This is a genomic window from Ihubacter massiliensis (genome assembly GCF_024125305.1).
In the GTDB taxonomy this organism is placed as follows: domain Bacteria; phylum Bacillota; class Clostridia; order Peptostreptococcales; family Anaerovoracaceae; genus Hominibacterium; species Hominibacterium faecale.
In genome coordinates this window covers 1,977,216-1,999,600 of sequence record NZ_JAMXVH010000001.1, presented here as the reverse complement: position 1 = coordinate 1,999,600, position 22,385 = coordinate 1,977,216, and the positions used below count along the sequence as shown (strand labels likewise).

21 protein-coding genes and 1 pseudogene are annotated in these 22,385 nt (G+C 48.4%); 19 read left to right on the top strand and 3 right to left on the bottom strand.

The window, feature by feature from the left end:
- Positions 1-29: 29 nt before the first annotated feature.
- Together NIA71_RS09360 and NIA71_RS09355 are read right to left on the bottom strand one after the other, a co-directional pair.
- Entirely contained in the window at positions 30-905 is an 876-nt protein-coding gene (locus NIA71_RS09360) for a LysR family transcriptional regulator (protein WP_148396828.1), read from the bottom strand.
- Positions 906-940: 35 nt separating this feature from the next.
- Positions 941-2,449, bottom strand: coding sequence for an FAD-binding oxidoreductase (locus NIA71_RS09355; RefSeq protein WP_253020280.1), 1,509 nt, complete (start codon positions 2,447-2,449; stop codon positions 941-943).
- Positions 2,450-2,691: 242 nt separating this feature from the next.
- Here NIA71_RS09355 and NIA71_RS09350 point away from each other — a divergent pair, with 242 nt between their 5' ends.
- The 6 genes from NIA71_RS09350 (at position 2,692) to NIA71_RS09325 (ending at position 9,416) form a co-directional block, all read left to right on the top strand.
- On the top strand, positions 2,692-4,038 hold the full coding sequence (locus NIA71_RS09350) for an MATE family efflux transporter (RefSeq protein ID WP_148396826.1): 1,347 nt from the start codon (positions 2,692-2,694) through the stop codon (positions 4,036-4,038).
- Between the two features lie 148 nt (positions 4,039-4,186).
- Complete coding sequence (locus NIA71_RS09345) at positions 4,187-5,131, top strand: helix-turn-helix transcriptional regulator (RefSeq protein ID WP_148396825.1); 945 nt, start codon at positions 4,187-4,189, stop codon at positions 5,129-5,131.
- Between the two features lie 114 nt (positions 5,132-5,245).
- Positions 5,246-6,607, top strand: coding sequence for an APC family permease (locus NIA71_RS09340; protein WP_253020279.1), 1,362 nt, complete (start codon positions 5,246-5,248; stop codon positions 6,605-6,607).
- 13 nt (positions 6,608-6,620) lie between these two features.
- Positions 6,621-8,297, top strand: coding sequence for an amidohydrolase (locus NIA71_RS09335; RefSeq protein ID WP_253020278.1), 1,677 nt, complete (start codon positions 6,621-6,623; stop codon positions 8,295-8,297).
- On the top strand, positions 8,294-8,737 hold the full coding sequence (locus tag NIA71_RS09330; RefSeq protein ID WP_148396822.1) for a DUF3237 domain-containing protein: 444 nt from the start codon (positions 8,294-8,296) through the stop codon (positions 8,735-8,737). Before NIA71_RS09335 ends, NIA71_RS09330 begins: the two co-directional genes overlap by 4 nt.
- A 250-nt stretch (positions 8,738-8,987) precedes the next feature.
- The gene (locus NIA71_RS09325) at positions 8,988-9,416 is read left to right on the top strand and encodes an Hsp20/alpha crystallin family protein (RefSeq protein WP_367177913.1); all 429 of its coding nucleotides are present in this window, start codon (positions 8,988-8,990) and stop codon (positions 9,414-9,416) included.
- Between the two features lie 313 nt (positions 9,417-9,729).
- Here NIA71_RS09325 and NIA71_RS09320 read toward each other — a convergent pair whose 3' ends face one another.
- The gene (locus tag NIA71_RS09320; protein WP_148396820.1) at positions 9,730-9,990 is read right to left on the bottom strand and encodes a helix-turn-helix domain-containing protein; all 261 of its coding nucleotides are present in this window, start codon (positions 9,988-9,990) and stop codon (positions 9,730-9,732) included.
- Positions 9,991-10,131: 141 nt separating this feature from the next.
- Between NIA71_RS09320 and NIA71_RS09315 the strand changes: the two genes are divergently transcribed.
- The 13 genes and pseudogenes from NIA71_RS09315 to NIA71_RS09255 all read left to right on the top strand — a co-directional run bounded on the left by NIA71_RS09315 (position 10,132) and on the right by NIA71_RS09255 (position 22,121).
- Positions 10,132-10,746 (top strand): TetR/AcrR family transcriptional regulator, encoded by a 615-nt coding sequence (locus NIA71_RS09315; protein ID WP_148396819.1) that lies wholly within the window; start codon positions 10,132-10,134, stop codon positions 10,744-10,746.
- A 257-nt stretch (positions 10,747-11,003) separates the two neighbouring features.
- Complete coding sequence (locus NIA71_RS09310; RefSeq protein WP_253020277.1) at positions 11,004-11,597, top strand: MptD family putative ECF transporter S component; 594 nt, start codon at positions 11,004-11,006, stop codon at positions 11,595-11,597.
- A complete protein-coding gene (locus NIA71_RS09305) occupies positions 11,598-12,290 on the top strand; it encodes an energy-coupling factor transporter transmembrane component T family protein (RefSeq protein WP_253020276.1) in 693 nt (230 codons plus the stop codon).
- A complete protein-coding gene (locus NIA71_RS09300; RefSeq protein WP_148396816.1) occupies positions 12,287-13,675 on the top strand; it encodes an ABC transporter ATP-binding protein in 1,389 nt (462 codons plus the stop codon). Before NIA71_RS09305 ends, NIA71_RS09300 begins: the two co-directional genes overlap by 4 nt.
- Before the next feature lie 22 nt (positions 13,676-13,697).
- Positions 13,698-14,063, top strand: a complete 366-nt coding sequence (locus NIA71_RS09295; RefSeq protein ID WP_022155856.1) for a metal-dependent transcriptional regulator — start codon at positions 13,698-13,700, stop codon at positions 14,061-14,063.
- A 59-nt stretch (positions 14,064-14,122) separates the two neighbouring features.
- Positions 14,123-14,368 (top strand): annotated as a pseudogene (locus NIA71_RS09290) (winged helix-turn-helix domain-containing protein); the annotation flags it as partial.
- 135 nt (positions 14,369-14,503) lie between these two features.
- A complete protein-coding gene (locus NIA71_RS09285; protein WP_148396976.1) occupies positions 14,504-15,133 on the top strand; it encodes a TetR/AcrR family transcriptional regulator in 630 nt (209 codons plus the stop codon).
- A 108-nt stretch (positions 15,134-15,241) separates the two neighbouring features.
- Complete coding sequence (locus NIA71_RS09280) at positions 15,242-17,014, top strand: ABC transporter ATP-binding protein (protein WP_253020275.1); 1,773 nt, start codon at positions 15,242-15,244, stop codon at positions 17,012-17,014.
- A gap of 1 nt (position 17,015) precedes the next feature.
- On the top strand, positions 17,016-18,749 hold the full coding sequence (locus NIA71_RS09275) for an ABC transporter ATP-binding protein (protein ID WP_148396813.1): 1,734 nt from the start codon (positions 17,016-17,018) through the stop codon (positions 18,747-18,749).
- A gap of 322 nt (positions 18,750-19,071) precedes the next feature.
- Positions 19,072-19,455 carry a cysteine-rich VLP domain-containing protein gene (locus NIA71_RS09270; RefSeq protein WP_415270827.1) on the top strand — a complete coding sequence of 128 codons (384 nt, stop codon included), beginning with the start codon at positions 19,072-19,074 and terminating at the stop codon, positions 19,453-19,455.
- A gap of 362 nt (positions 19,456-19,817) precedes the next feature.
- Positions 19,818-20,168 (top strand): replication initiator protein A, encoded by a 351-nt coding sequence (locus NIA71_RS09265; protein WP_148396812.1) that lies wholly within the window; start codon positions 19,818-19,820, stop codon positions 20,166-20,168.
- Positions 20,158-20,406: a hypothetical protein gene (locus NIA71_RS09260; protein ID WP_253020273.1), complete on the top strand. Its 249-nt coding sequence runs from the start codon at positions 20,158-20,160 to the stop codon at positions 20,404-20,406. The genes NIA71_RS09265 and NIA71_RS09260 overlap by 11 nt, the downstream gene beginning before the upstream one ends.
- A gap of 74 nt (positions 20,407-20,480) precedes the next feature.
- Positions 20,481-22,121 (top strand): recombinase family protein, encoded by a 1,641-nt coding sequence (locus NIA71_RS09255; RefSeq protein WP_253020272.1) that lies wholly within the window; start codon positions 20,481-20,483, stop codon positions 22,119-22,121.
- The last annotated feature ends 264 nt before the right edge of the window (positions 22,122-22,385 follow it).

The window sequence follows — 22,385 nt, the reverse complement described above, 5'->3', positions numbered from 1 at the left end:
GTATTAAACCTTGATCACAGGACAGAGTGTTAGTCGAGAGAGGCAAGCGTCTCTTCAAAAGCTTTTAAAAATACTTCTGCTGCCCGGGAAAAAATTTGATATTTTTTCCATACCAGATTGATGCCGATCTCCAGCTTTGGCTTCAAAGGGCGAAAACACAAATTGCTGCAGCCGGTGGTATTGATGATTTTGTCCAGACACAGGGCATATCCCAGGCCTTCATCCACCATGAGAGAGGCATTGTATACCAGATTATAGGTCGCCGCAGCGTTCAGTGCTGAAGGCGGCCTTTTAAGCCATGCGGTCAGTTCATTTTGGCGGGAAAAAATCAGCGGCTTGTCCCATAAATCCTGGGGATGGATCGAATCCTTGACTGCCAGAGGGCTGTCTTTGCGCATCAAAACACCCCAAACATCTTTAACAGGAAACCGCAAATAATTATATTTTGCAATATCCACCGGATCCAGCAGAACCCCGAAATCAAGAAGGCCTTTATCCAGGCGTTCCACCACATCGGCTGCATCGCCGCTGGAAATTCGAAAACGGATACCGGGATAATCTGTTTGCAGATCCCGGGCTGTTCTGGCAATCAGCCGTACCGCATCTGTTTCCCCGGTACCGATGTAAACATCTCCGGAAATCGTTTCTTGGGAACAATTGATTTCATTTTCCGTTTTCTTGACCAGATCAACGATTTCTTGCGCGCGCTTACGCAGCAGCATTCCTTCTTCCGTTAACGTAATGCGGCGGCTTCCGCGGGTAAAGAGCTGTTTGCCCAGGCTATCCTCCAAGTCTTTCAGCTGCCTGGAAAGGGTAGGCTGAGAAAGATGCAGGGACTCAGCCGCGCCGGAAATACTCTGTTCTCTCGCAACCGCAAGAAAATATTCAAGAACTCTGATTTCCATATTTCAAACCTCCATGTTTTGCTATTCTTACAAATTTATAGAACAGGATCGGAGAAAATATTTCCCCGATTTAAAAGCCAATCCGGGTCAAAAAGGCTCTTGATTTTTGCCATTTCAGCAAGCTTCTCCTTTGAATATAGCTGTTTTAAAAGGGATGTTTTTAGTTTGCCGATTCCATGTTCGGCAGATACGGTGCCGTCCATGGCAACAACCACTTCGGCCCAGCGGCTGAATAATTTTTTAGTGCGATTAAATTCATCCATGTTTTTGGGGATGACGTTGACGTGGAAATGATTATTTCCGATATGGCCAAATATGGCCGAAGTGAGGCCTTCTTCCGCCAGGCCGCTGCGATAGAGGCTGAAAACCTCCTCCAATCGACTGTCAGGGACGGACATATCGGTACCCAGCTTTGTGATCGCCGGGCAAGTCCTTTTGATCTCGCTGATTTTCCGGTTTATACATTCTGGGGCAGCATGGCGAAATAAATGAAGCTTTTCCATATGATAAGCGTTAATGGCAGCCCAGGTTTGTTCAGGATTGCCGCCCACGGATTCAATACAATGACAGGTATCCTCGAAAGCCTGAATCAGCGAAGCACGCTGATCGCAGGCATATTCCACATAGACGGCGCAGCACGCATCCTGCCGGATCAGTTCCATTTCAGTAAGGGCTGTTTTTGTCAATTGAGCCTGCCGAAGTAAATGCAGGGTATCACTCCCAAAGAACTCCAAGGCTTCCGGGGAAAGACTGTCGGGCGTTTCTTGGCGAACAAGTTTGACAAGGGCAAGAGCACTGGCCTCATCAGGGAGAAATATGACACTGCCCCAGGTTTCCTTTTTAGCGGATACCAGCTTGAGCTTTATGGAAGTAATAATACCCAGAGTACCTTCAGCACCAATAAAAAGGTCGATCAAATCCATGTCCGGTCGAATATAGTATCCTGCGGTGTGCTTTTTTACCCGCGGCATCTGCAGATCAGTCAGTTTGCCGCTGATCCGGCGGCCGCTGCAGGTACTTAGCGTAAACCGGTTTTCTTTTGCCGTGATGCTGCCCCGCTCCAGATGCAGCTTGTCGCCGCCGGGCAGGATCAGATCCAGGGCCAGAACATAATCGCGGATCGAACCGTAGCGAAAGCTGCGGGCACCGGAAGAATTACAGGAGACCATGCCGCCCAGGGAAGCAGTCGTTTCTGTTGGATCAGGAGGAAAGAAAAGCTTGTGGGGAAGGATGAAACTCCGCAGTGTCTGCAAAAGCACACCGGGCTGGACGGTGATCGCAGCCGCTTTCTCATCGCGGCGGAAATCGAGGACCTGATTCATCTGTTCCATATTGACCGTCAAACCGCCATCCGGAACGCAGCCGCCGGTCACACCGGTCCTGGATCCTTGGACCGTCACCGGCATTCCCGGATGATCCCGTAATATGGAAATTACATCCGCCTCATTTTTGGGGAAGAAGATTCGCTCTGATGAACCGGTTCTTTTGGATTCATCCCGCAGATATTCATCCATGATTTCTTTTGAACTGGTTGATTTTAACACTTGGTACCTCCATGATCCCTTCTTTCCTAAAATGATATAGTATTTTCGGGTATGGGGCAATTCATTTTTTTGTATATTGGTTATCGTTTTCCTGATTTCCTCTGATTTGAAAAGTGAAACAGACAGATGACGGCGCGATCGATACGCGGGTATTACCCAAATGGGCGGAATCTAATACTTTACTTTCCCGGTCCGTCAGTGTAGAATATCCAAAGATCATTTTACAAAGACGGAGGTAAACGGTGAAAAAAGAGCGAATTCATGATATGACAACGGGTGATCCCAAGAAGCTCATTTTCAAATTTATGCTGCCTTTGATGGGCGGTAATTTTCTGCAGCAGTTATATACAGTGGCAGATGCCATGATTGTTGGAAAAGGGGTCGGCGTCACCGCCCTGGCCGCGATCGGCGCGACAGACTGGATTTACTGGTTCATGATGTGGGCGGCCTTTGGATTCGGACAGGGATTTTCCGTTTTAATCACCTTTTATTTCGGTGCTAAGGAGTATGATCAGCTGAAAAAAAGCGTCAATATGTCGATTATCCTGAGCATCGCCACAGGTGCGGTTCTTGCTTTGATCGGTATATGCGCAGCGGGACCGATTTTGTCCCTGCTCAATACGCCCGACAACATTTTCGGGTATGCGAAAACCTATGTTACTATCATGTATGCAGGTATATTTGTGGTGATGATGTACAACATAGCCGCTTGCATTCTGCGCGCGCTGGGCGACAGCAGCACGCCCTTTATTGCCCTGCTCATTTCATCTCTTTCCAACATTGGGCTGGATCTGCTCTTTATCTTAGCGTTCAAGTGGGGGATCGGAGGAGCTGCTGTGGCTACCATTGTCGCCCAGACCGTCTCCTGCATTTATTGTTTCAACAAAATCCGAAAAATCTCTATCCTCAAGTCAGAAAAGGAAGACTGGAAACTGGATAAACCTATTCTGAGACAGCTTTGGCGTAAGGGACTGCCATCTGCTTTCCAGTATGCGATCATAGCCATCGGCGGCATCGTGGTCCAGTACGCCCTCAACACACTGGGCTTTATCTACGTGGCAGGGTTTACGGCTACCAACAAGCTGTACGGAGTACTGGAAGCCATCTCGCTGGCCGTGGGAAATGCCATGATGGTGTATACCGGTCAAAATTATGGCGCCGGCAGCAAAGAACGTATAAAAAAGGGAACAAGAGTGGCACTGATCCTTGGTGCCGTCGCTTCTGTGTCCATCGGTGTCATAATGATTCTCTTCGGGAAAAATATTTTACTGCTGTTCATTTCCGCGGAAGCTGAAGTGGCGGGACAGGTCTTGGATATCGCATATAAATACTTGTTTATCATGAGCATCATGCTGTTCGCCTTATATGCGCTCAATACCTACCGCAATATTCTAATGGGTTTGGGAAAGGTTTGGATTGCTGTGACTGCGGGAGTGGTTGAGCTGATTTTAAGGGCTGTGATGGCCGTGTTAGTGGTGACCATCATCGGTGCGGCCGGAATCTATTTTGTGGAAATCGCAGCCTGGCTGGGAGCAGCGGTTCTGCTCTTTGCGGCCTACTGCGTGGTTATGAGAAAACTTGAAATTTAAATCCATCCGCATGGGATAAATTTGAAAATCAAAAGAAAGGAAGGAGACTGCTGCGCGGGCAGATTTGGGCAGCTTACGACAGCCCAGCGTATGACACATTTAAAAAAGGCATTCTTCTCAAACTGCGGCAGCTTCATAGAAAGAATCGATGAACACTTCACCCGTACAAAGTATTACCAAAATTGAAAATACTCCCCTCAGCATCAGCGTTTATTCCGTTAAAGACAAGCCGCTGTGTATGCACGATGCGGGCACGCTGGAAATTATCTTCTGTCTGACTGGAACCATTAAATTCGCCTATGCCTACGAAGAGTTCATACTCAATACAGGCGAATATGTTTCGGTTGACCGGGACGCATATTATCTTCACAGCGACGGCTATAATATGTGCGTGTCCTTCTATGTTGATTTAATGTGGTTTGAGAAAAAATACCCCAATATTAAGCATATGCTCTTTGTCTGCGAGGGCTGCAAAGAGACAACTATGCCCTATCCCACCGTCTATCACGATCGTCTGCGGGGAATCCTGATTGCCTTATTAAAGTTTATACTTGACGGCAGCCTGGAACAGGACGCGGCGAAAATCACCCAAATCACCGAATCCATCACCGATCTATTTGTTCACCATTTTGATATCATCTTTTTCCATTCCGGTAAAACAGAATTTCATGAAGAAATTCTCAAAAGAAATCAGGAGATCTATGCGTATATTGATAAACATTTGGTTGAAACAATAACGTTGAAGGATCTTTCCTCCCATCTTGGACTGAGCAGCAGCTATGTCTCCGAATTCATGCGCAAGGTGTCCATCGGCTTTCGGCAAATGCTGGCGTATATCAGGGCCAACAAGTCGGAATGGTATCTGATCAACACCAATTATACAATCGTTGAAATTTCAGAAGCATGCGGGTTTTCTGATCCCCAGTATTACTACAAAGCTTTTAAAGAGTGGTACAAATGCACCCCTAAACAATTTCGTGAAAAATACATTAATCAATCCCAGGATAATATGGTCTATTACGAACCCTATGTGATCCGAACGATCGTGGACAATCTGCTGATCGAACACTATATGAACCTGTTTTTAGAATGATTCTATTGTTGAAATCATGATAAACCTATTAAAAACAACAATAAAAAGACATTGCCTTTAATTAATTTTCTGAATATTATAACAATAGGAAATATTATTAGAGGGAGGTTTATTATGAGTGAACAAAAGCAAGCGGGAGAAGTTACATTAAAGCGAACGTTAACGCTGCCGCTGATCATTATGTTTGGGCTGGCATATCTGGCCCCAACCGTGGTATTCAACTACTACGGACTGTTTACGCCCAGCACCCACGGCATGTATACGCTGGCATTATGTGTTACTGCTGTCGTGATGGCGCTTACGGCCTACAGCTATACCCAGATGGTAAAAGCGTATCCTTCGGCCGGCTCTGCATACACCTATGTAAACAAGTCGGTGCAGCCCCACTTAGGCTTCTTATCAGGATGGGTGATGCTGGTGGATTATCTGCTGCTGCCGATGATCTGCTACCTGCTCTTGGGCGTTTACATCAATGAGTATTTTCCAGTGCTTCCGGTGTGGGCCATCGTTGTCTTTGTGGCTGCCATCGGAATGATCGTCAATATTGTGGGCATAAAAACGGCTAGCATCATCGATACCATCGTCACTTGCGCCACAATCGCTTTCACCATTCTCTTTGTGGCCTGCATTGTGAGATATGTGACAAACGGCGGCGGTTCGGGGACTTTATTCGATCCGTCGGCTTTTTACAATCCTGACAATTTTGAGCTAAAGGGCACCCTTGCGGCGTCGGCCGTCCTCTGCGCATCCTTTGTGGGATTTGACGCGGTAACGACTCTGGCAGAAGAAGCAAAGGATCCGCAAAAAGTGATGGGGAAAGCCATCATGGGCGTTGTCATCGGAGCGGGCGTTATCTTCGCCATTGTCGCCTATTTCTCCCAAATCGCGTGGCCCCAGGCCCATACAGGGATTGAAGATCCGGACACGGGTATCTTCGAGCTTTTCCCCCATATCGGCATGAACTGGCTGGGAACCATGTTTTTTGTAATCGATAACTGCGGCAGCTTTGTATGCGCCATGGCGGGCATGGGCGCTGTTTCCCGAATTCTGTACGGCATGGGCCGCGACAACATCCTGCCAAAGAAATTCTTCGGCAAATTATCGCCAAAATTCCAGACCCCGGTAAACAATATTGTACTGACGACCCTCATCGCACTGACCGCAATTTTTTATCAGGACAATGTAATGGGCGCTGCATCGCTGGTGTCCTTCGGCGCTGTCTGCGGATTCTTTATGGTCAATTTATCGGTCATCAGCCATTATATCATCCGGGGCAAAGAAAGAGGCGGGGCAGCGATGTTTCGGCATCTTGTCATTCCTGCTCTGGGAATGGTAAGTCTCGTCGTCGTGTTCTACTTTATCGAGACGCCGGCTAAGATTCTGGGAGGCGCATGGCTTCTGGTGGGCATCCTTTATCTGGCGATCAAAACCAGGGGATTTAAAGAGCTGCCGCCGGAAATGAAGCTTGATGAATAAGGAGGAAAGGCAGATGACAACGATTTTTAAAAACGCGGATATTTATACATCCAATGAAGCATGTCCAAAAGCGAACTGCATTATTTTTGATGAAACAGGGATCCAATTTGTGGGCGATCAATCAGATGCCAAATTGGAAGCGTATCCGGATGCAGATGTCCATGATCTCGGCGGAAAATGCCTACTTCCTGGCATGATCGACAGTCACATTCATCCGGGATGGGTGACTAAGAGCTTGTGGCATGTCCGCCTGCCCTGGACCGAGGATGTGGATGAGCTGCTGCGCTTTGTGAAAGAATACGGCGAGAAGCATCCCAAGTCGGAATGTCCCTTTCTGTATTTTGAATATTACCCCACTTCCATGTTCGATGAACACGGGCCGACTAAGGAACTGCTGGATACGGCGGTCAGTGACAGGCCGGTGCTCTGCCAGGATTTTGGCGAGCATCTATGCTGGGTCAACAGCAAAATGCTGGAGCTGCTAAAGGTGGATAAAAATACGCCGGACCCAGGACCGTTAGAGACCTTTGTGCGAGACGAAGAGGGGACTCCCACCGGCTGGATCCGGGAAATGGCCTGGTATAAGTTTGCTGACAATATGTTCCGCGCTCTCGGTTGGTATCCGCCGGAAGAGCTGACCGGGGAAACGATGAAAGGGTTCTTCGATTTCTTGGAGGAAAGCGGCATCACGGCCATGGCCGACGGGTTTATTGAAAACGACGACCAGATCGAAGGCATTTACCAGTTGGACCAAGCGGGCGAGCTTCGAGTGTATTATGATGGCATGGTCCGATTCTGGAATTATGCGGATCTCCCGGAAAAGATCGAAAAGCTGAAGGAATACCAAAAAAAATACACGACAAAGCATATTAAAATAAATACCATGAAACTCTTTTTAGACGGTACCAATGAGAGCGGCAATTCGGCTTCCCTCCATGAACATATCCATGACCCGGGAAATTACGGCGAAATTATGATGGAGACCGATGAGCTCACCAAATGTTTCCTGCTGTGCAACGAGGAGGGATTGGATCTGCATATCCATGTGGTCGGCGACCGGGGCTTCCGGGTTGCCTGCGACGCAGTGGAAGCTGCCAAGGCGCAGGCTGCCGCCGCGGGCGTTCCCTGGGTATGTATGCCGGTGCTGGCCCACTGCGAAGTTGTGGATCCGGCGGACATGAAACGGCCGGCGGAGCTGGGCATTACCATCAACTGGTCCTGCCACTGGTCGGGCGGATATTTCGGCGAAGAAGCCATGAACTATTATTCGGAAGAAAAGTGGAGAAGGATGTACCAGTTCAACCCGATGATCGAAAGCGGCGCTCTTGTTACCTTCTCCAGCGATGTGGTGACCGGTTACGAACTTCACAGGGCCTATCCCTTCTTTGGCATGCAAGTGGCGGCCACAAAAGTGGATCCGGAGTTCCCTCTGAATCCACAAAAATATCCGGGGTCCATGAGGCCGCCGGCCTCAGCGAAACTGAGTCTTCCTGTTCTGCTGAAGGGCTATACCATTGGCGGTGCAATACAGCTTCGCTGGCAGGACAAAATGGGCTCCCTCGAAGCGGGCAAGCTGGCAAATATGATTCTAGTCGACAGGAATATTTTCGATACGCCTTCGGAGCAGCTGAAAGATGCTGCCATCGATGCAGTTATTTTCGAAGGAACGGTTATCAGAGGCAGCTTATGAGGAAGTTGTTTGATATGGAGCTGGAGCAGACCTCCGATCTTTTAATCGAGAACACCTGCAGGGGGGACCTGCTGATCTCCCCTGCAGGCGAAGGCTCTTTCTCCGGCGATAGGATGAAGGGCAGAATTTTGCCTGTGGGAGCGTCTACGACCTATACGCCATCAGAGGGGGTGAATATCATCTATGCTCCGGTGCTTCTCAAAACCGATGACGGCGCAGAGCTGTTCATGCAGATCGACGCCTATCTCCATCTGGCGCAGGAGCTGGAGGAAAAGCTTTTGGCCGGGGAAGCCGTTTCTTCGGAGGAATATTATTATAAAGGAACTGCCAGATTCGATGTCGGCAGTTCCGAGTATAAATGGCTGGAAAACAGGCTTTTCGTCTGTGAAGGCGCGATTGACAGCTGGCAGGCTTTGCGGTTTTCCGTGTATGAGGTTTGAATTCAGGGTCAGAAGAATAAAGCCGGACTGAGTAAGTGCAAAATTTTTCCATTATAATGCAAAAACATTGAAATCTACAGTTTTCTCAAAAGAGGCAAAAAAATTTTCGGAAAAATTAGCACTCACCTCTTTACAGTGCTAACAAAAAGTGTTATTATAAAATTGTTCCAAAAGGGGGAACATAAAATCATTATATTTTATCTAACCTGCGTTTTGCCACTGGTTAGAAATTAAGGAGGGATGACATATGATGATGGTGCCTAGAAGAAGTAGTTTCGGTTTGGATTTGTTTGACGAGATGTTCAAAGACCCATTTTTCAGCAGAATGGATAGCAACAAGAACGTCATGAAGACCGATATTAAGGAACAGGATGGAGATTATCTGATGGACATTGACCTGCCGGGTTATGCGAAGGAAGACATTAGCGCAGAGCTGAAGGACGGTTACATGACCATCACTGCCACGAAAAATGAGTCCAACGACACAAAAGACGAGAACGGCAACTATATTCACAGAGAGCGTTACACCGGCAGTTGCTCCAGGACCTTCTATGTAGGGAACGGAGTAACAGAGGAAGACATCAAAGCTTCCTTTAAAGACGGCACGCTGCACCTGTCAATACCAAAAGAAGAACCGAAAAAACTGGAAGAGCAGAAAAAGCTGATTTCCATTGAATAAAGCACATCACAAACGAGAGAAGAGGCTGCCTCAGAATGGCAGAGGAACATATAGAAGTATTGCGAAAATACTAACCTATGCCAAGTGAACGGGAAATAAGAAAACTCTATGTGAATGGACGAACCATTTGCATAGAGTTTTTCTTTTGCTTATTAAAAATTTTTCAGCGTCCGCAGGACGCGCAGCCGCTACCGAAGGTAGCGATCTTGGGGGCTTGGGGGTTATCCCTCAACAAGCATTTTGGCGGGTAGAAAACCCGCCAAAATCGCAAACATGTACATGTTTGCATTGCTTGCCAATCTGTGAAAACAGCTTATGAATATGTTTCTCCAAATCTCTGCTGAAAGACATGGTAGAAATTTGATACTCCATGATAGCCAACTGCTTTTGCGATGTTGCCAGTGGACATATCGCTTTTTTCAAAAGGTTCCAGAGCAAGTTCCATCCGCAATGCCCGAATGTATTCCCTAATGCTTATGCCTTCTGTAAGCTGAAATGCTTTTTGGAACTTGTTTTTGTTAAGCGCAACCATAATATAAAATGCCACAGGATCAACGTGAACTTCTTGCGGCATTTATTTTCGTCAAATCCTCTATATTTAAGGCGCTAATTTCAAAGTTGTTTTCGATCCAGCGCTATACGCTCGCTCAAAACTTGTTGACAAATTACACTGCTTATGTTAATATACCAATGGTATATGAAGGGAGAACAAAACGTGAAGCTGACTGATACGCAAAAGCGCATTCTTGAGGTTGGAAAGCGGGAGTTTTTGGAGAAGGGCTTTAAAGATGCTTCCCTGCGGGCCATTGTCAAAGAAGCCGGTTTTACCAAAGGGGCCTTTTATGGCTATTACAACAGTAAGGAAGCGTTGTTTGACGCTTTGGTAGCTCCGGCGGCCGATGAACTGATCGCTCAGTTTAAACAGGCGCAGCAAGCACATTATGAATTGGTTACAGAGGATAAAACGGGACAGAGCCAAGATTTATCTACCAGCTACCTGAATTACTTTATCAATTACATCTATGATCATTTCGATGCGTTCAAACTGGTGATTTGCTGCTCCGAGGGAACCCGGTATGCCAACTATATTCATGAGCTTGTGGAGCTTGAAGTCGATCAGACGGAGGATTACTATCAGCAGCTCCGGCAGCTCGGGAAATTGGAGGGGACGGTCAACCGTGACCTTCACCATATGATCACAAGCGCCTATTTTACCGCCGTTTTTGAAACAGTCGCCCATGATATGAGCCGGGAACAGGCGATTGGCTATGTCAATGAACTGGCAGTCTTTTTCAACTGTGGCTGGAGCGGCCTTTTAAGGTTCATTTGAACCTTAAATTTTTTGCACAACGGTTAGCTAAAACTAACTTTAAGAAAGGAGGAGAATCGTATAGATGAGGCAATCGCCTTGCCAATGTTCGGAATGCCGACCAGACCCTTGTGCTGAAATGGGGCGGACCGTACAGCGGGGAACGCATCAGAAACTTATGAAACAGAAAGGCCCGTACCGGCGGTTTATAGGGCTGCGCGAATGGGCATTAAGCCGGAAGCTGCAAGAATCATAAAAGAAAACAAAGGAGAATCAAAATGGAAAACGCAAAGAAATGGTCTGTAAAAGACGTTATTACACTGGTACTGATGACCGTGCTGCTCATTGTCATTCAGCTGGGGATCAACATGGTCTGCATGGTGAATGATTTTGTCAGCATGGTGCTGTCCGTAGGCATTACCATGCTTGTTTGCGGGCCCATCTATTTTTTGATGGTAAACCGCATCCGCAAACGGTTTGTTTCACTGGTATACATGACGCTGCTGGGCCTTGTCTTTCTGATGATGGGCAACTGGTTTTTGCTCCCGTGGTTTATCGTGGTGGGAGTCCTCGCGGAAATCATCCTGTGGAAAGGGATTACGCCAAACCGCCTGACCGCCGCATGGATAGTTTCCAGCCTGTTATACAACGGGGTAAACCTGCTTCCCGTCTGGTTTTTCTGGGGTACCTATTACAGTTTTGCGATTGCCAGCGGTATGGAGCAGAGTTATATCGACGCTTACGTTCAGTATTATACAGCGCCGGGCTGGGTGGCTTTTATCCTGATTTTTACCATGTTCTGCGGATTCCTGGGCAGCCTTGTCGGCCGGAAGCTGATTCAAAAGCATTTCAAAAAAGCGGGTGTTCTGTAAATGCGGGAAACAGCCTTATCCGTTCCGGTAAAAGCGTGGGCGGCGGCCTGCGCCATCCTTGGAGTGTCGCTTACCGCAAACACCCTGCTCACCTGTCTTCTTGCACTGCTTGCTTTCTACCAGTTGGTTTTTGAAAAGCGGTGGCGGCGCTGCCTGACCTTCGGCATTTTTTATCTGGCGCTGGCGCTGCTGCTGTATCTCATTCGCTTTCACGGCCTGCGTATGGTGTTTTTTTCGGAGTTCTATGTGCTGATGTTTTACAACCTTATGCCGGTATTCCTGGCGGCGTGGGATCTCATTACCACGCCTCCGGGACAGCTCTCGGCCTCCCTGTCGAAAATCCATACCCCCACTCCGGTTATCTTAGGGCTGCTGGTGGTATTTCGGTTTTTCCCAACCATGAAGGCGGAACTGAATGGGATTCGGCAGTCCATGAAGAACCGAAGGCTGACCGGATCAGTGCAGGTGCTCCGCCACCCTGCCGTTACCTGCGAATATGTGTTGGTGCCCATGCTGCTGCGCTGCCTGCAGATTGCGGATCAGCTTTCCGTATCGGCGATAGCGCGTGGCGCCCAGGCACCGGGGGTGCGGGGAAGCTACTATGCCAGAAAGCTTCAGCTGGCTGATTTCCTCTGGATGGGAATATGGGCGATTGGAACCATCCTGTTTTTCATAATAGGAGGGATAAAGTGATCCGGTTTGAACATGTGAATTTTCAATATGCCGACTCCGAGGCAGGCGTGACCGATATTTGTCTGCATGTCCGGAAAGGCGAATGCGTGGTATTGACCGGCCCTTCAGGAAATGGGAAAACCACCTTGATCCATATAGTGAACGGCATTGCGCCTGCCTTTCATATGGGCCGGTTTTCCGGCCGCCTTCAGATTAATGGGAAAGACAGAAGCGATGAGCCATTGTGGAAACGGGGAAAAACGGTGGGCAGTGTGTTCCAGGATCCGGGAAGTCAGTTTTTCTCCTCTGAAATGCCGGGAGAAGTTGCTTTCAGCTGTGAAAATTACGGCTTCCCGCATGAAAAAATTGTTCTGCGAACAGACGTGGCTATCCGGCGGTTTCGTTTGGAACAATTGCGTGACCGCTCCCTTGATGTGCTTTCCAGCGGAGAAAAGCAGCGTACAGCCGTGGCCTCTGTCTACGCCATGAACCCTCCCGTTTATGTTTGTGACGAGCCTACCGCCAATCTGGACGGCCAAGGTGTTAAAGAACTGCGGGAAGTTCTCCAAGGGCTAAAGCGGGAAGGCTGCACGCTTCTGATTGCGGAACATCGGATTTCCTGGCTGATGGATGTAGCGGATCGCTTTGTGTATATCCGGGATGGAGCCATCCAGTGGGAGCGCACGCCTGAACAAATGCGACTGCTCCCTTCTGAAGTCATGAAACAGTTGGAACTACGCGCTGTACAGCATTGTATGCCTTCAAGGCTCTCCATACCTGCCGTCACAGGCTCGCCTCTTCTTTCCCTGAAAAGCCTTTCCTGTAAGCGAGGGAAGCATACAATTTGGGAGAATTTAAACCTTGCAGCCTGGGCGGGGCAGATCATTGCCATCACCGGACACAACGGGGCGGGAAAAACAACACTGGCAAAAATCGTTGCCGGCTTGGAACGTCCGTCCAAGGGCAGTATTTCCCTTCACGGTCGGAAAGCCGGTTCGTCACGGCGGCGGAAAAGCTGCTGGTACAGTTCCAACGACACTGGCACACAATTCTTTACAAACAGCGTAACAGAAGAACTGTTCTTAGGGATTTCCAGGACAGAGGAACAATTGGAAAGGGCCAGAAATTTGCTGAAGAAATTAGATCTTTACGCTTACAAAGACGCGCATCCGGCTATTCTGTCCGGCGGACAGAAGCAGCGCCTTTCCATTGCCTGCGGCCTTTTATCCGACAGAGAAATTTTATTGTTCGATGAACCTACGTCGGGGCTGGACGGCGGGAACATGCGAAAAATTGCCTCTGCATTGGAAGATACTGCGGCCGAGGGAAAAACCGTATTAGTGATCACCCATGATGAGGAACTGATTCAAGCCTGCTGTAGTTTTCAGTGGGATTTGAGTAAATAAGAACTAAAAGAGAGGAGCCTTTATGTCTTTAACTTCTTCGATGGAAGATTATCTGGAGGCCGTTTTAATAATGCAGCAGCGTCATGGCTATGTCCGCTGCGTGGATGTTGCAAAGCAGTTGGGGGTAAAAAAGCCTTCCGTAAGCCGGGCAGTCAAGGAACTATCCAAATCCGGCCATCTTGTTAAAAATGCTGACGGCACACTCTCCCTCACAGAAACAGGATTGCAGCTTGCCGAACAGATTTTTGAAAAGCATCGTTTTTTTACAGAACGGCTCATAGCGGCAGGCGTAGCCCCCAAAATAGCAGAACAAGACGCTTGCAACATTGAACATGCGATCAGCGCGGAGTCTTTTCAAAAGTTAAAGAAAGCATTGGATGATGGTTAGGTGGTGGTGATATGGGAAATTAGCCGTACTTGATTTAGCTGAAACCGGCTGGCAGATTGGAGCAGTCGATAGAATTGACCGTCAAGGAATTTGAAATCTTCTCCTTGCTTATCTTAAATCCGAAGCGGGTATTCACCTATGAAATGCTTATGGATCTGGTGTGGGAAGAAGATTATACCTACTATTCCCGCAAAGTAGTCAACAACCATGTGAGTAATTTACGGAGGAAGCTAAAGATCGCTCCCGACCTGCCGGACTATGTGAAAAGCGTCTACGGCATCGGCTATAAGTTTGAAGAAAAATAGAAAGGTGAGGCAGTGTATAAACGCTGCCTCACCTTGTTTTATCTTCAATGTCTCTGAAATGATTCTATGGGTAATTTCCCTCTTGACAAGACCCGCCTCTTGGAATAAAATATAACAGTGATATATAACAGTGTTATGGAGGTGAGAAGGATAGAAGGAAATCTGACAACCTTAGAACGCATCCACCGGGCCGCAAAAGCGGAGTTTTTGCAAAAAGGCTACAAAGACGCTTCCCTGCGGAATATCGTAAAATCCGTAGGTATGACAACTGGAGCCTTTTACGGATATTATAAAAGTAAAGAAGAACTGTTCGAGGCTTTGGTAGGCGAGCATTATGCGTATCTGCTCGGCTGTTTTCAAAAAGCGCAGAAAGAATTTGCTAATCTCCCCCACGAGCAGCAGCCGGAGGTTATGGGAGATTTTTCCGGCGCTTGCATGTTTGATATGCTCCACTACGCCTACGAACATCTGGAAGAATGTAAACTGATTCTCTGCTGTTCGGAGGGGACGAAGTTTTTCGGTTTCATCGATGAAATGGTGGAGATTGAAGTGGCGGCAACCCACGCCTATCAGAAAGTTTTGCAGGAGCTTGGTCGTCCTTCCCCGCAGATCGACCCTGCGCTGGAGCATATTCTGATTACCGGCATGTTTCATACTTTCTTTGAACTGGTGATTCACGAAATGCCGCTTCATAACGCAGAAAACTATGTGAAGGAAATGCGGGCTTTCTATACAGCCGGATGGATGAAAATTATGGGGCAGTAACGCCCTGTAATTTTTGCCCATAGGTTAGCAATAACTAACTTATACGGATATAAGAAGAACGCGCTTGTGTTCTCTTTATCATAAATAAACGAAAAGGAGGAATTTTCTTTGAAAAAACGATCCAATCTATCACGGTTGCTTGCAGTTGCAGGCGGCCACAAATACCTGACTTACGCTTCCTGGGTGCTTTCGGCCATCAGCGCCCTCATAGCGTTAGTGCCTTTCTACTATATCTGGAAGGTCATGCAGGAAGTGTTGACATTTGCGCCGGATTTCAGCCATGCGCAAAACCTGACCCGTAACGGCTGGATGGCGGTGCTGTTCGCAGTGATCGCGGTGTTGGTCTACATAGGCGCTCTGATGTGTTCCCACAAAGGGGCGTTCCGCATTGCCACCAACCTGCGCCTGCAAACGATGGAGCGTATTGTAAAGCTGCCGCTGGGGTTTGCAGAGCAATTCGGCAGCGGCAGGCTGCGCAAAATCGTCAATGAATCCAGCGCCGCCACCGAAACCTATCTGGCGCATCAGCTTCCCGACCGTGCCAATGCCATTGCGACACCATGCGGCCTTTTGGTTCTGCTGCTGGTGTTCGACTGGCGGCTGGGACTTTTGAGCCTTGTGCCAGTTTTGTTGGGCTTTCTGATTATGATGACGATGACCGGAAAGAAAATGCAGGAAAAAATGAAAGAATACCAAAACGCTCTCGATGATATGTCCAATGAAGCGGTGGAGTATGTACGGGGGATTCCCGTTGTGAAAACCTTCGGGCAGACCATATTCTCCTTCAAAAAATTCAAGGATTCCATTGATAGGTATAAGGTGTGGGTGATTGCCTATACCAAGCAGCTTCGAGCACCCATGATGTTTTATACGGCAGCCATCAACGGCGTCTTTGCCGCGCTGATTGCCGGTGCGTTGATTTTTACAGGGGGCGGCGTTACGAAGGATTTCCTGCTGGATTTGATGTTCTACATCATCATCACGCCCATCATCTCCGTCACCCTTACCCGTATCATGTTTCAGAGCGAAAATGCCATGATCGTGGACGATGCCCTGCATAGAATCGACAGCGTATTGAATTTGAACCCTCTTGCAGAAGTAGCACAGCCGGAACACCCAAACGGCGCTTCGGTACAGCTTAACCATGTTCATTTCAGTTATGATGGAAAAAACGAGGTCATCAAGGATATTTCCCTTTCAATTCCCGCAGGGCAGACGGTGGCCTTTGTGGGACCTTCCGGCGGTGGCAAGACCACGCTTGCCAATCTGATCTGCCGGTTCTTTGACCCGCAAGGCGGGCAGGTGAAGATTGGCGGCGTGAATGTGAAGAACATCGCCAAAGAGGAACTTATGAATACCGTTTCTTTTGTATTCCAGAACAGCCGCCTAATCAAAGCCTCGATTTTGGAAAATGTGCGCATGGGAAAACCGGATGCTACCCGGGAAGAAATCATGGCTGCCCTCCACAACGCCCAGTGCGATGATATTCTGGAAAAGCTGCCGAGGGGCGCAGACACCGTGATAGGGACAAAAGGTGTGTACCTTTCCGGCGGCGAACAGCAGCGGATCGCCATTGCCCGCGTGATGCTGAAAAATGCGCCTATCGTAATCTTAGACGAGGCCACCGCCTTTGCCGAGCCGGATAATGAATCCCGCGTACAGGCAGCCTTTTCCAAGCTGTCACAGGGGAAAACGGTGATTATGATCGCCCATCGGCTCTCTACCGTGGCTGGCGTAGACCAAATCTATGTCATTGAGGACGGGCAGATCACAGAGAGCGGCAAAAGCCGTGAGCTGTTGGAAAAAGGCGGCGTATTCAGCCGCATGTGGCAGGACTATCAAACTTCTGTTCAATGGAAGGTTGCAAAGGAGGTACAATAACATGATAAAACGGCTGCAAAAACGGTATGCCCTTTCCGAGCAGGGGGCGAAGGATCTGGTAAAAGGCTGCCTTGCCTGCGTTCTTCAAAATCTTTCCTTTATGTTCCCAGTGGGCCTCTTGTATTTTTTGGTAGGCGATTTGATGGCTGGCGGCGTACCCGGCGAAAAAATTGCTTTTTACATCGTGGGCTGCGTGGTGTGTATCGGCCTGATCCTGCTTACCACATACTTTCAGTACAACGCCACCTACTTTGCCACTTATACAGAAAGCGGTGTGCGGCGGATTACGCTGGCCGAACGACTTCGGAGGATTCCGCTGTCCTTCTTTGGAAAAAAGGATTTGGCGGATCTCACCAGCACCATCATGGCCGACTGCACCTTTTTGGAGCAGAGCTTTTCCCATTTTATTCCCGAACTGGCAGGCTCCATCATCTCCACTGTCTTAATTTCCATTAGCCTTTTGGTGTTCGACTGGCGCATGGCATTAGCGGCGCTGTGGGTACTGCCGGTGGCCTTTGCCATTGTGGGGTTCTCCTCCAAGGTGCAGGAACGGCTCAATCAGAAAGCGATGGATGTAAAGATGGCCTGCGCCGACGGGATTCAGGAGTGCATTGAGACGGTGCGCGACTTAAAAGCCAACAATGCCGAAGCAGAATACCTGAAAGGCTTAGAAAAGAAAATCCGTGCCGTGGAATATCGTTCCATTCTCAATGAGTTTGGGTTGGCTGCCTTTGTGGTGTCCGCGTCACTCATATTAAAGCTGGGAATTGCCACCGTTGCGCTGGTAGGCTCTATTCTGCTGATAGGCGGCAACCTCGATGTCCTGACTTTCTTCATGTTCCTGCTGGTTGTTTCACGGCTCTATGACCCGCTGCAAGGGGCGTTGCAAAATCTGGCGGCGGTTATCAGCACCCGCACTAATATCGCCCGCATGAATGAAATTCTCGATCACCCGATTCAGCAGGGAGAAAACAGACTTTCCAACAAAGGCTATGATATTACCTTCGACCATGTAGGCTTTGCTTACAACACAGGAAAAACCGTATTGAAGGATGTTTCCTTTACCGCAAAACAGGGCGAAGTCACAGCTTTAGTAGGGCCCTCTGGCGGCGGCAAAACCACGGTATCGCGGCTTGCAGCAAGGTTTTGGGATGCGAGCCGGGGAAAAATCACTGTGGGAGGTATGGATATTTCCAAAATGGACCCGGAGGCTCTGCTTTCCTTGTTCTCCATTGTGTTTCAGGATGTTACGCTGTTTGACAATACCATTTTGGAGAATATACGAATTGGGAATAAGGATGCAACCGACGAACAGGTATTAGCAGCGGCAAAACTTGCCAATGTGGATGAATTTGCCGAAAAGCTGCCGGATGGCTGGCATACCAACATCGGGGAAAACGGCTGCGAGCTTTCCGGCGGTGAACGGCAGCGTATTTCCATTGCCCGCGCTTTCCTGAAAAACGCGCCGATTATTCTCTTGGATGAAGCAACCGCTTCCCTCGATGTGGAGAACGAGACCCTGATTCAAACTGCCCTCTCCCGTCTGATTGCGGATAAGACGGTGCTGGTGATCGCCCACCGGATGCGCACCGTAGCCGGGGCAGATAAGATCGTGGTGCTTTCTGAAGGAACCGTGGCCGAAGAAGGCGCACCGGAAAAATTGTTAAAGCAAAACGGCTTGTATGCCCGAATGGTGAAGTTACAAACGGAGAGCCAAAGCTGGAAACTGGCGTAAAATTTTTGTTTCCTCCGGTTTTATTATCCGTCGCATCGGCTATAAGTTTGAAATTTGAGAAATACCATCATGGCTTGAAATAGTCGTGGTGGTATTTTTTTAATTTTTACCCCCCCACTGTAAAAATCTCTGAGAAATGAAGTGACTATTAGAAGCATATTTTTGTGTTTACCCATGCAACAATCCCCCGAAAAATGTACGGATATATGAAAGATATTTTGAGCCATCTCAAATTTATTTTCAAAAGGGGGTGTCATTTTGCTTTCAAAATGTACAGATAGATAGGGAGAGTTTTTTAACAGCCTGAAAGGAGGCGATGGAAATCAAAGAAAAAATCCCCATCATGACCTATTCCCATTACCGCAGAGCCAGAAAGCTGGTTCATCAGTGCTGCAACTATGAGAGCGGGAACTGCCTTGCCCTTGACGATGGAGAAGAATGCGTGTGCGTGCAGAGCATTTCCTACTCCCTGCTGTGCAGGTGGTTCCGTGCCGCTGTCCTGCCCTTGGATGAACCTCTGGCGGCTGCTTTGCTTTACCGGAAGGAACATAAACGGTGTACTGTCTGTGGCCAATCCTTTCTCCCCGGTTCCAACCGGGCAAAATACTGTAAGGCCTGCGCCGCCATTATTCACCGCAGGCAGAAAACAGCCAGCGACCGGAAAAGGCGGGTTGCCTGTGGACAATTAGGGGAGAAAAACCATTGATTCTGTAGGCTTTATAAGCGCCGGTCAATGGGATAGAGGGATAAATCCCTTATACCTATCCCAAACGGACTTCTAATTGTCCGAACAGGCTCTTGACCTAAACGGGATTTTCCCGAACAGGCAGCAAGCTGCGTACATATAGGCTGCCGCCTCATTTTACCTCCTAAACGGGAATATCCAGGATTGGTTTTTCAGAACATGGCAAAGCTGACGCTCTGAAACGTCCATATCCTGTTTTTCAGTCCGCAGCTTTCCCGCCTCTCTGACAGCCCGGATTTAGACGGTAGTTAATAAGAAAAAGTTAAATACAAAACAGTCAATATCAATCTATCTATCATGCCGATGGATAGGAAGGTGAATTTATGATTCCATTCAAAACAGATACGGAGATTTCGTCTTACATCATTTTCCCACGTTCCCTTATCCCCCTGGACTTATCCAATGACGCCAAGGTGCTGTACGCCCTGCTTTTGGACCGGGCAGGGATTTCCAGAAAGAAAGGCTATATCGAAGCGGATGGGACCATCCGCTTGTACTTCACTGTGGAGGACGCCAAAGCGAAACTCCGCCGGAGCAGGCAGGTAGCAACACGGGCGTTTCACGAACTAGAATCCTGCGGCCTGATCGTCCGCCGGAAACAGGGCTTCGGCAGGCCAGCTATTATCACATTGAATTTGCCTGTTGACAAAAGGAGGGACGCCAATGACCGATGAACAAAAGCTGTATGAACTGCTGAAAGACTTTGACCCCGCTGTGGGGGAACGGATGGAAAAGTATTTCAAAGACGGTGCGTATCACTTTGATTTGGGAAACAGCAAATATACATACTTTGAAGGTGCCTCCGTCTACAGGGTCATTCCCCACTTTGCGGAAAAAGGCTCGGAAGGGATCGTAAAGAAATTAAAGCGGCTGATGGAGAAAGATTTACAGGAAAAAGAGTCAGAGACATAGCTGAAAAATCTAAACCGGAGCGTTATAATAAGGGCAACCGTTTACTTGGCTGCCTGAACAGAAAGGAGAAGCAAATGAACCAGCAGCCAGACAAGATCACCGCATTATACTGCCGCTTGAGCCAGGACGACGCCCTGGACGGGGAAAGCAATTCTATTACCAACCAGAAAGCCCTTCTAAGCAAATACGCCGACGAACACGGGTTTCGGAATATCCAATTCTTTGTAGACGACGGATATTCTGGAACCAGCTTTCAAAGGCCGGGCTTTCAGGAAATGATGAAATATGTGGAGGATTACAGCGTATCCGCTGTGATTGTCAAAGACCTGTCCCGGTTGGGCAGGGAGTATTCCTACATGGGGCGGCTTCAGGATTTCATCTTCCCCGCTTATGACGTCCGCTTTATCGCTATCAACGACGATGTGGACAGCGCCAAGGGGGAAAATGATTTTGCGGTGTTCAAAAATGTATTCAACGACTACTACGCCAAGGATACCAGCAAGAAAATCCGGGCGGTGGTAAAAATCCGGGGCGAAGCCGGGGAGCATATTGCCAGCAACCCGCCTTATGGGTACATAAAAGACCCGCAGGACAAAAAGAAATGGATTGTGGATGAAGAAGCGGCAAAGGTGGTGCGACGTATCTTTAACCTCTGTATTGCGGGGAAAGGCCCCATGCAGATTGCCAAAATCCTCACAGCCGACAAGGTGCCGACCGTTACCGCCTATCACGCCAGGCAGAAAGGCTGGGCCATGCCGGAAAATCTTTATCAGTGGTGCGCTAAATCTGTCGCCAGGATATTGGAGCGGCGGGAGTACACAGGCTGTACCGTGAACTTCAAGACCTATACCAAGTCCCTGAAATTCAAAAAGCAGATGGAAAACCCGATTGAGAATCAGAAAATATTTGAGGATACCCAGCCCGCCATCATCGAGAGAGGACAATGGGAACGGGTACAGGAGTTGCGGAAGAACAAACGCAGGCCGACAAAAACAGGAAGGACCAGCATGTTCACCGGCCTGCTCTACTGCGCCGACTGCAGGGCCAAGCTGTATTTCTGCACCTGCAACACTTACAAGGACGGCAGCCAGAACCATTTCGTCTGCTCCAATTACAAGAGCAACACCGGCTCCTGTAAAATCCATTATATCCGGGAACAGGTGCTTTACCGAATTGTGCTGGAAACCATACGGCAGACATTGAGTTATGTCCGTATGTTCCAGAAGGATTTCAAACTGGAAATGCTGGCGCAGGACGAGGAAAGCCGCAAGGCAGAACTGGCGGAAAAGCAGAAAACCCTCTCCGGGGCGAAAAAACGGATGGAGGATTTGGACCGGATTATCCAACACATCTATGAGGACAATGTGCTGGGCAAGCTGTCTGACAGCCGGTACTTAAAATTATCCCGCCAATATGAGAAGGAGCAGGCGGAGATTGAGCAGCTTACCGCCGTATTGGAACGGGAAATCGAGGCACAGGCCGGGCAGGTTTCCGATGTGAACGAGTTTCTGAAGCTGGTGGACAAGTACCTGGATATACCGGAACTCGACGCCGCCATCCTCAATGCACTTGTGAGCAAGATCGTGGTACACAGCCCGGTAAGGGAGAATGGAAGAAAGCATGTGCAGATAGATTTATACTTTACCTATGTGGGGCAAATCCGCATCCCTTTGAAGATTGGAAGGGAGTCTCTAAACGAATCAGAACCGGCATGACTTAACACGCCGGTTCCGACCAAAACACTTTTTACTTCCTTATGGGTCTCCGCCTATAGAGGCGGCCTTTTTTCGTAGAAGAAACGTCTTACTTCATGCACCTGGCCCAAACCTGCCAGACATCTGCCTTTACACTAACTTCATTCAAAATTCCTTGTTTTCGTTAGGCCACCGCCTCCAAAAACCAAACCTTTCCCAATTCTGTCTGCCGCCCATTGCAAAACTTTCGGTTCCGTCCTATAATAATAGGCAGCATGTAAAAGG

Excerpts from the sequence above, each read along its gene's own strand:
- NIA71_RS09360 (WP_148396828.1), bottom strand. The coding sequence starts at position 905 with ATGGAAATCAGAGTTCTTGAATATTTTCTTGCGGTTGCGAGAGAACAG.
- NIA71_RS09345 (WP_148396825.1), top strand. The coding sequence starts at position 4,187 with ATGAACACTTCACCCGTACAAAGTATTACCAAAATTGAAAATACTCCC.
- NIA71_RS09340 (WP_253020279.1), top strand. The coding sequence starts at position 5,246 with ATGAGTGAACAAAAGCAAGCGGGAGAAGTTACATTAAAGCGAACGTTA.
- NIA71_RS09335 (WP_253020278.1), top strand. The coding sequence starts at position 6,621 with ATGACAACGATTTTTAAAAACGCGGATATTTATACATCCAATGAAGCA.
- NIA71_RS09330 (WP_148396822.1), top strand. The coding sequence starts at position 8,294 with ATGAGGAAGTTGTTTGATATGGAGCTGGAGCAGACCTCCGATCTTTTA.
- NIA71_RS09325 (WP_367177913.1), top strand. The coding sequence starts at position 8,988 with ATGATGGTGCCTAGAAGAAGTAGTTTCGGTTTGGATTTGTTTGACGAG.
- NIA71_RS09320 (WP_148396820.1), bottom strand. The coding sequence starts at position 9,990 with ATGCCGCAAGAAGTTCACGTTGATCCTGTGGCATTTTATATTATGGTT.
- NIA71_RS09310 (WP_253020277.1), top strand. The coding sequence starts at position 11,004 with ATGGAAAACGCAAAGAAATGGTCTGTAAAAGACGTTATTACACTGGTA.
- NIA71_RS09305 (WP_253020276.1), top strand. The coding sequence starts at position 11,598 with ATGCGGGAAACAGCCTTATCCGTTCCGGTAAAAGCGTGGGCGGCGGCC.
- NIA71_RS09295 (WP_022155856.1), top strand. The coding sequence starts at position 13,698 with ATGTCTTTAACTTCTTCGATGGAAGATTATCTGGAGGCCGTTTTAATA.
- NIA71_RS09285 (WP_148396976.1), top strand. The coding sequence starts at position 14,504 with ATGGAGGTGAGAAGGATAGAAGGAAATCTGACAACCTTAGAACGCATC.
- NIA71_RS09275 (WP_148396813.1), top strand. The coding sequence starts at position 17,016 with ATGATAAAACGGCTGCAAAAACGGTATGCCCTTTCCGAGCAGGGGGCG.
- NIA71_RS09265 (WP_148396812.1), top strand. The coding sequence starts at position 19,818 with ATGATTCCATTCAAAACAGATACGGAGATTTCGTCTTACATCATTTTC.
- NIA71_RS09260 (WP_253020273.1), top strand. The coding sequence starts at position 20,158 with ATGACCGATGAACAAAAGCTGTATGAACTGCTGAAAGACTTTGACCCC.
- NIA71_RS09255 (WP_253020272.1), top strand. The coding sequence starts at position 20,481 with ATGAACCAGCAGCCAGACAAGATCACCGCATTATACTGCCGCTTGAGC.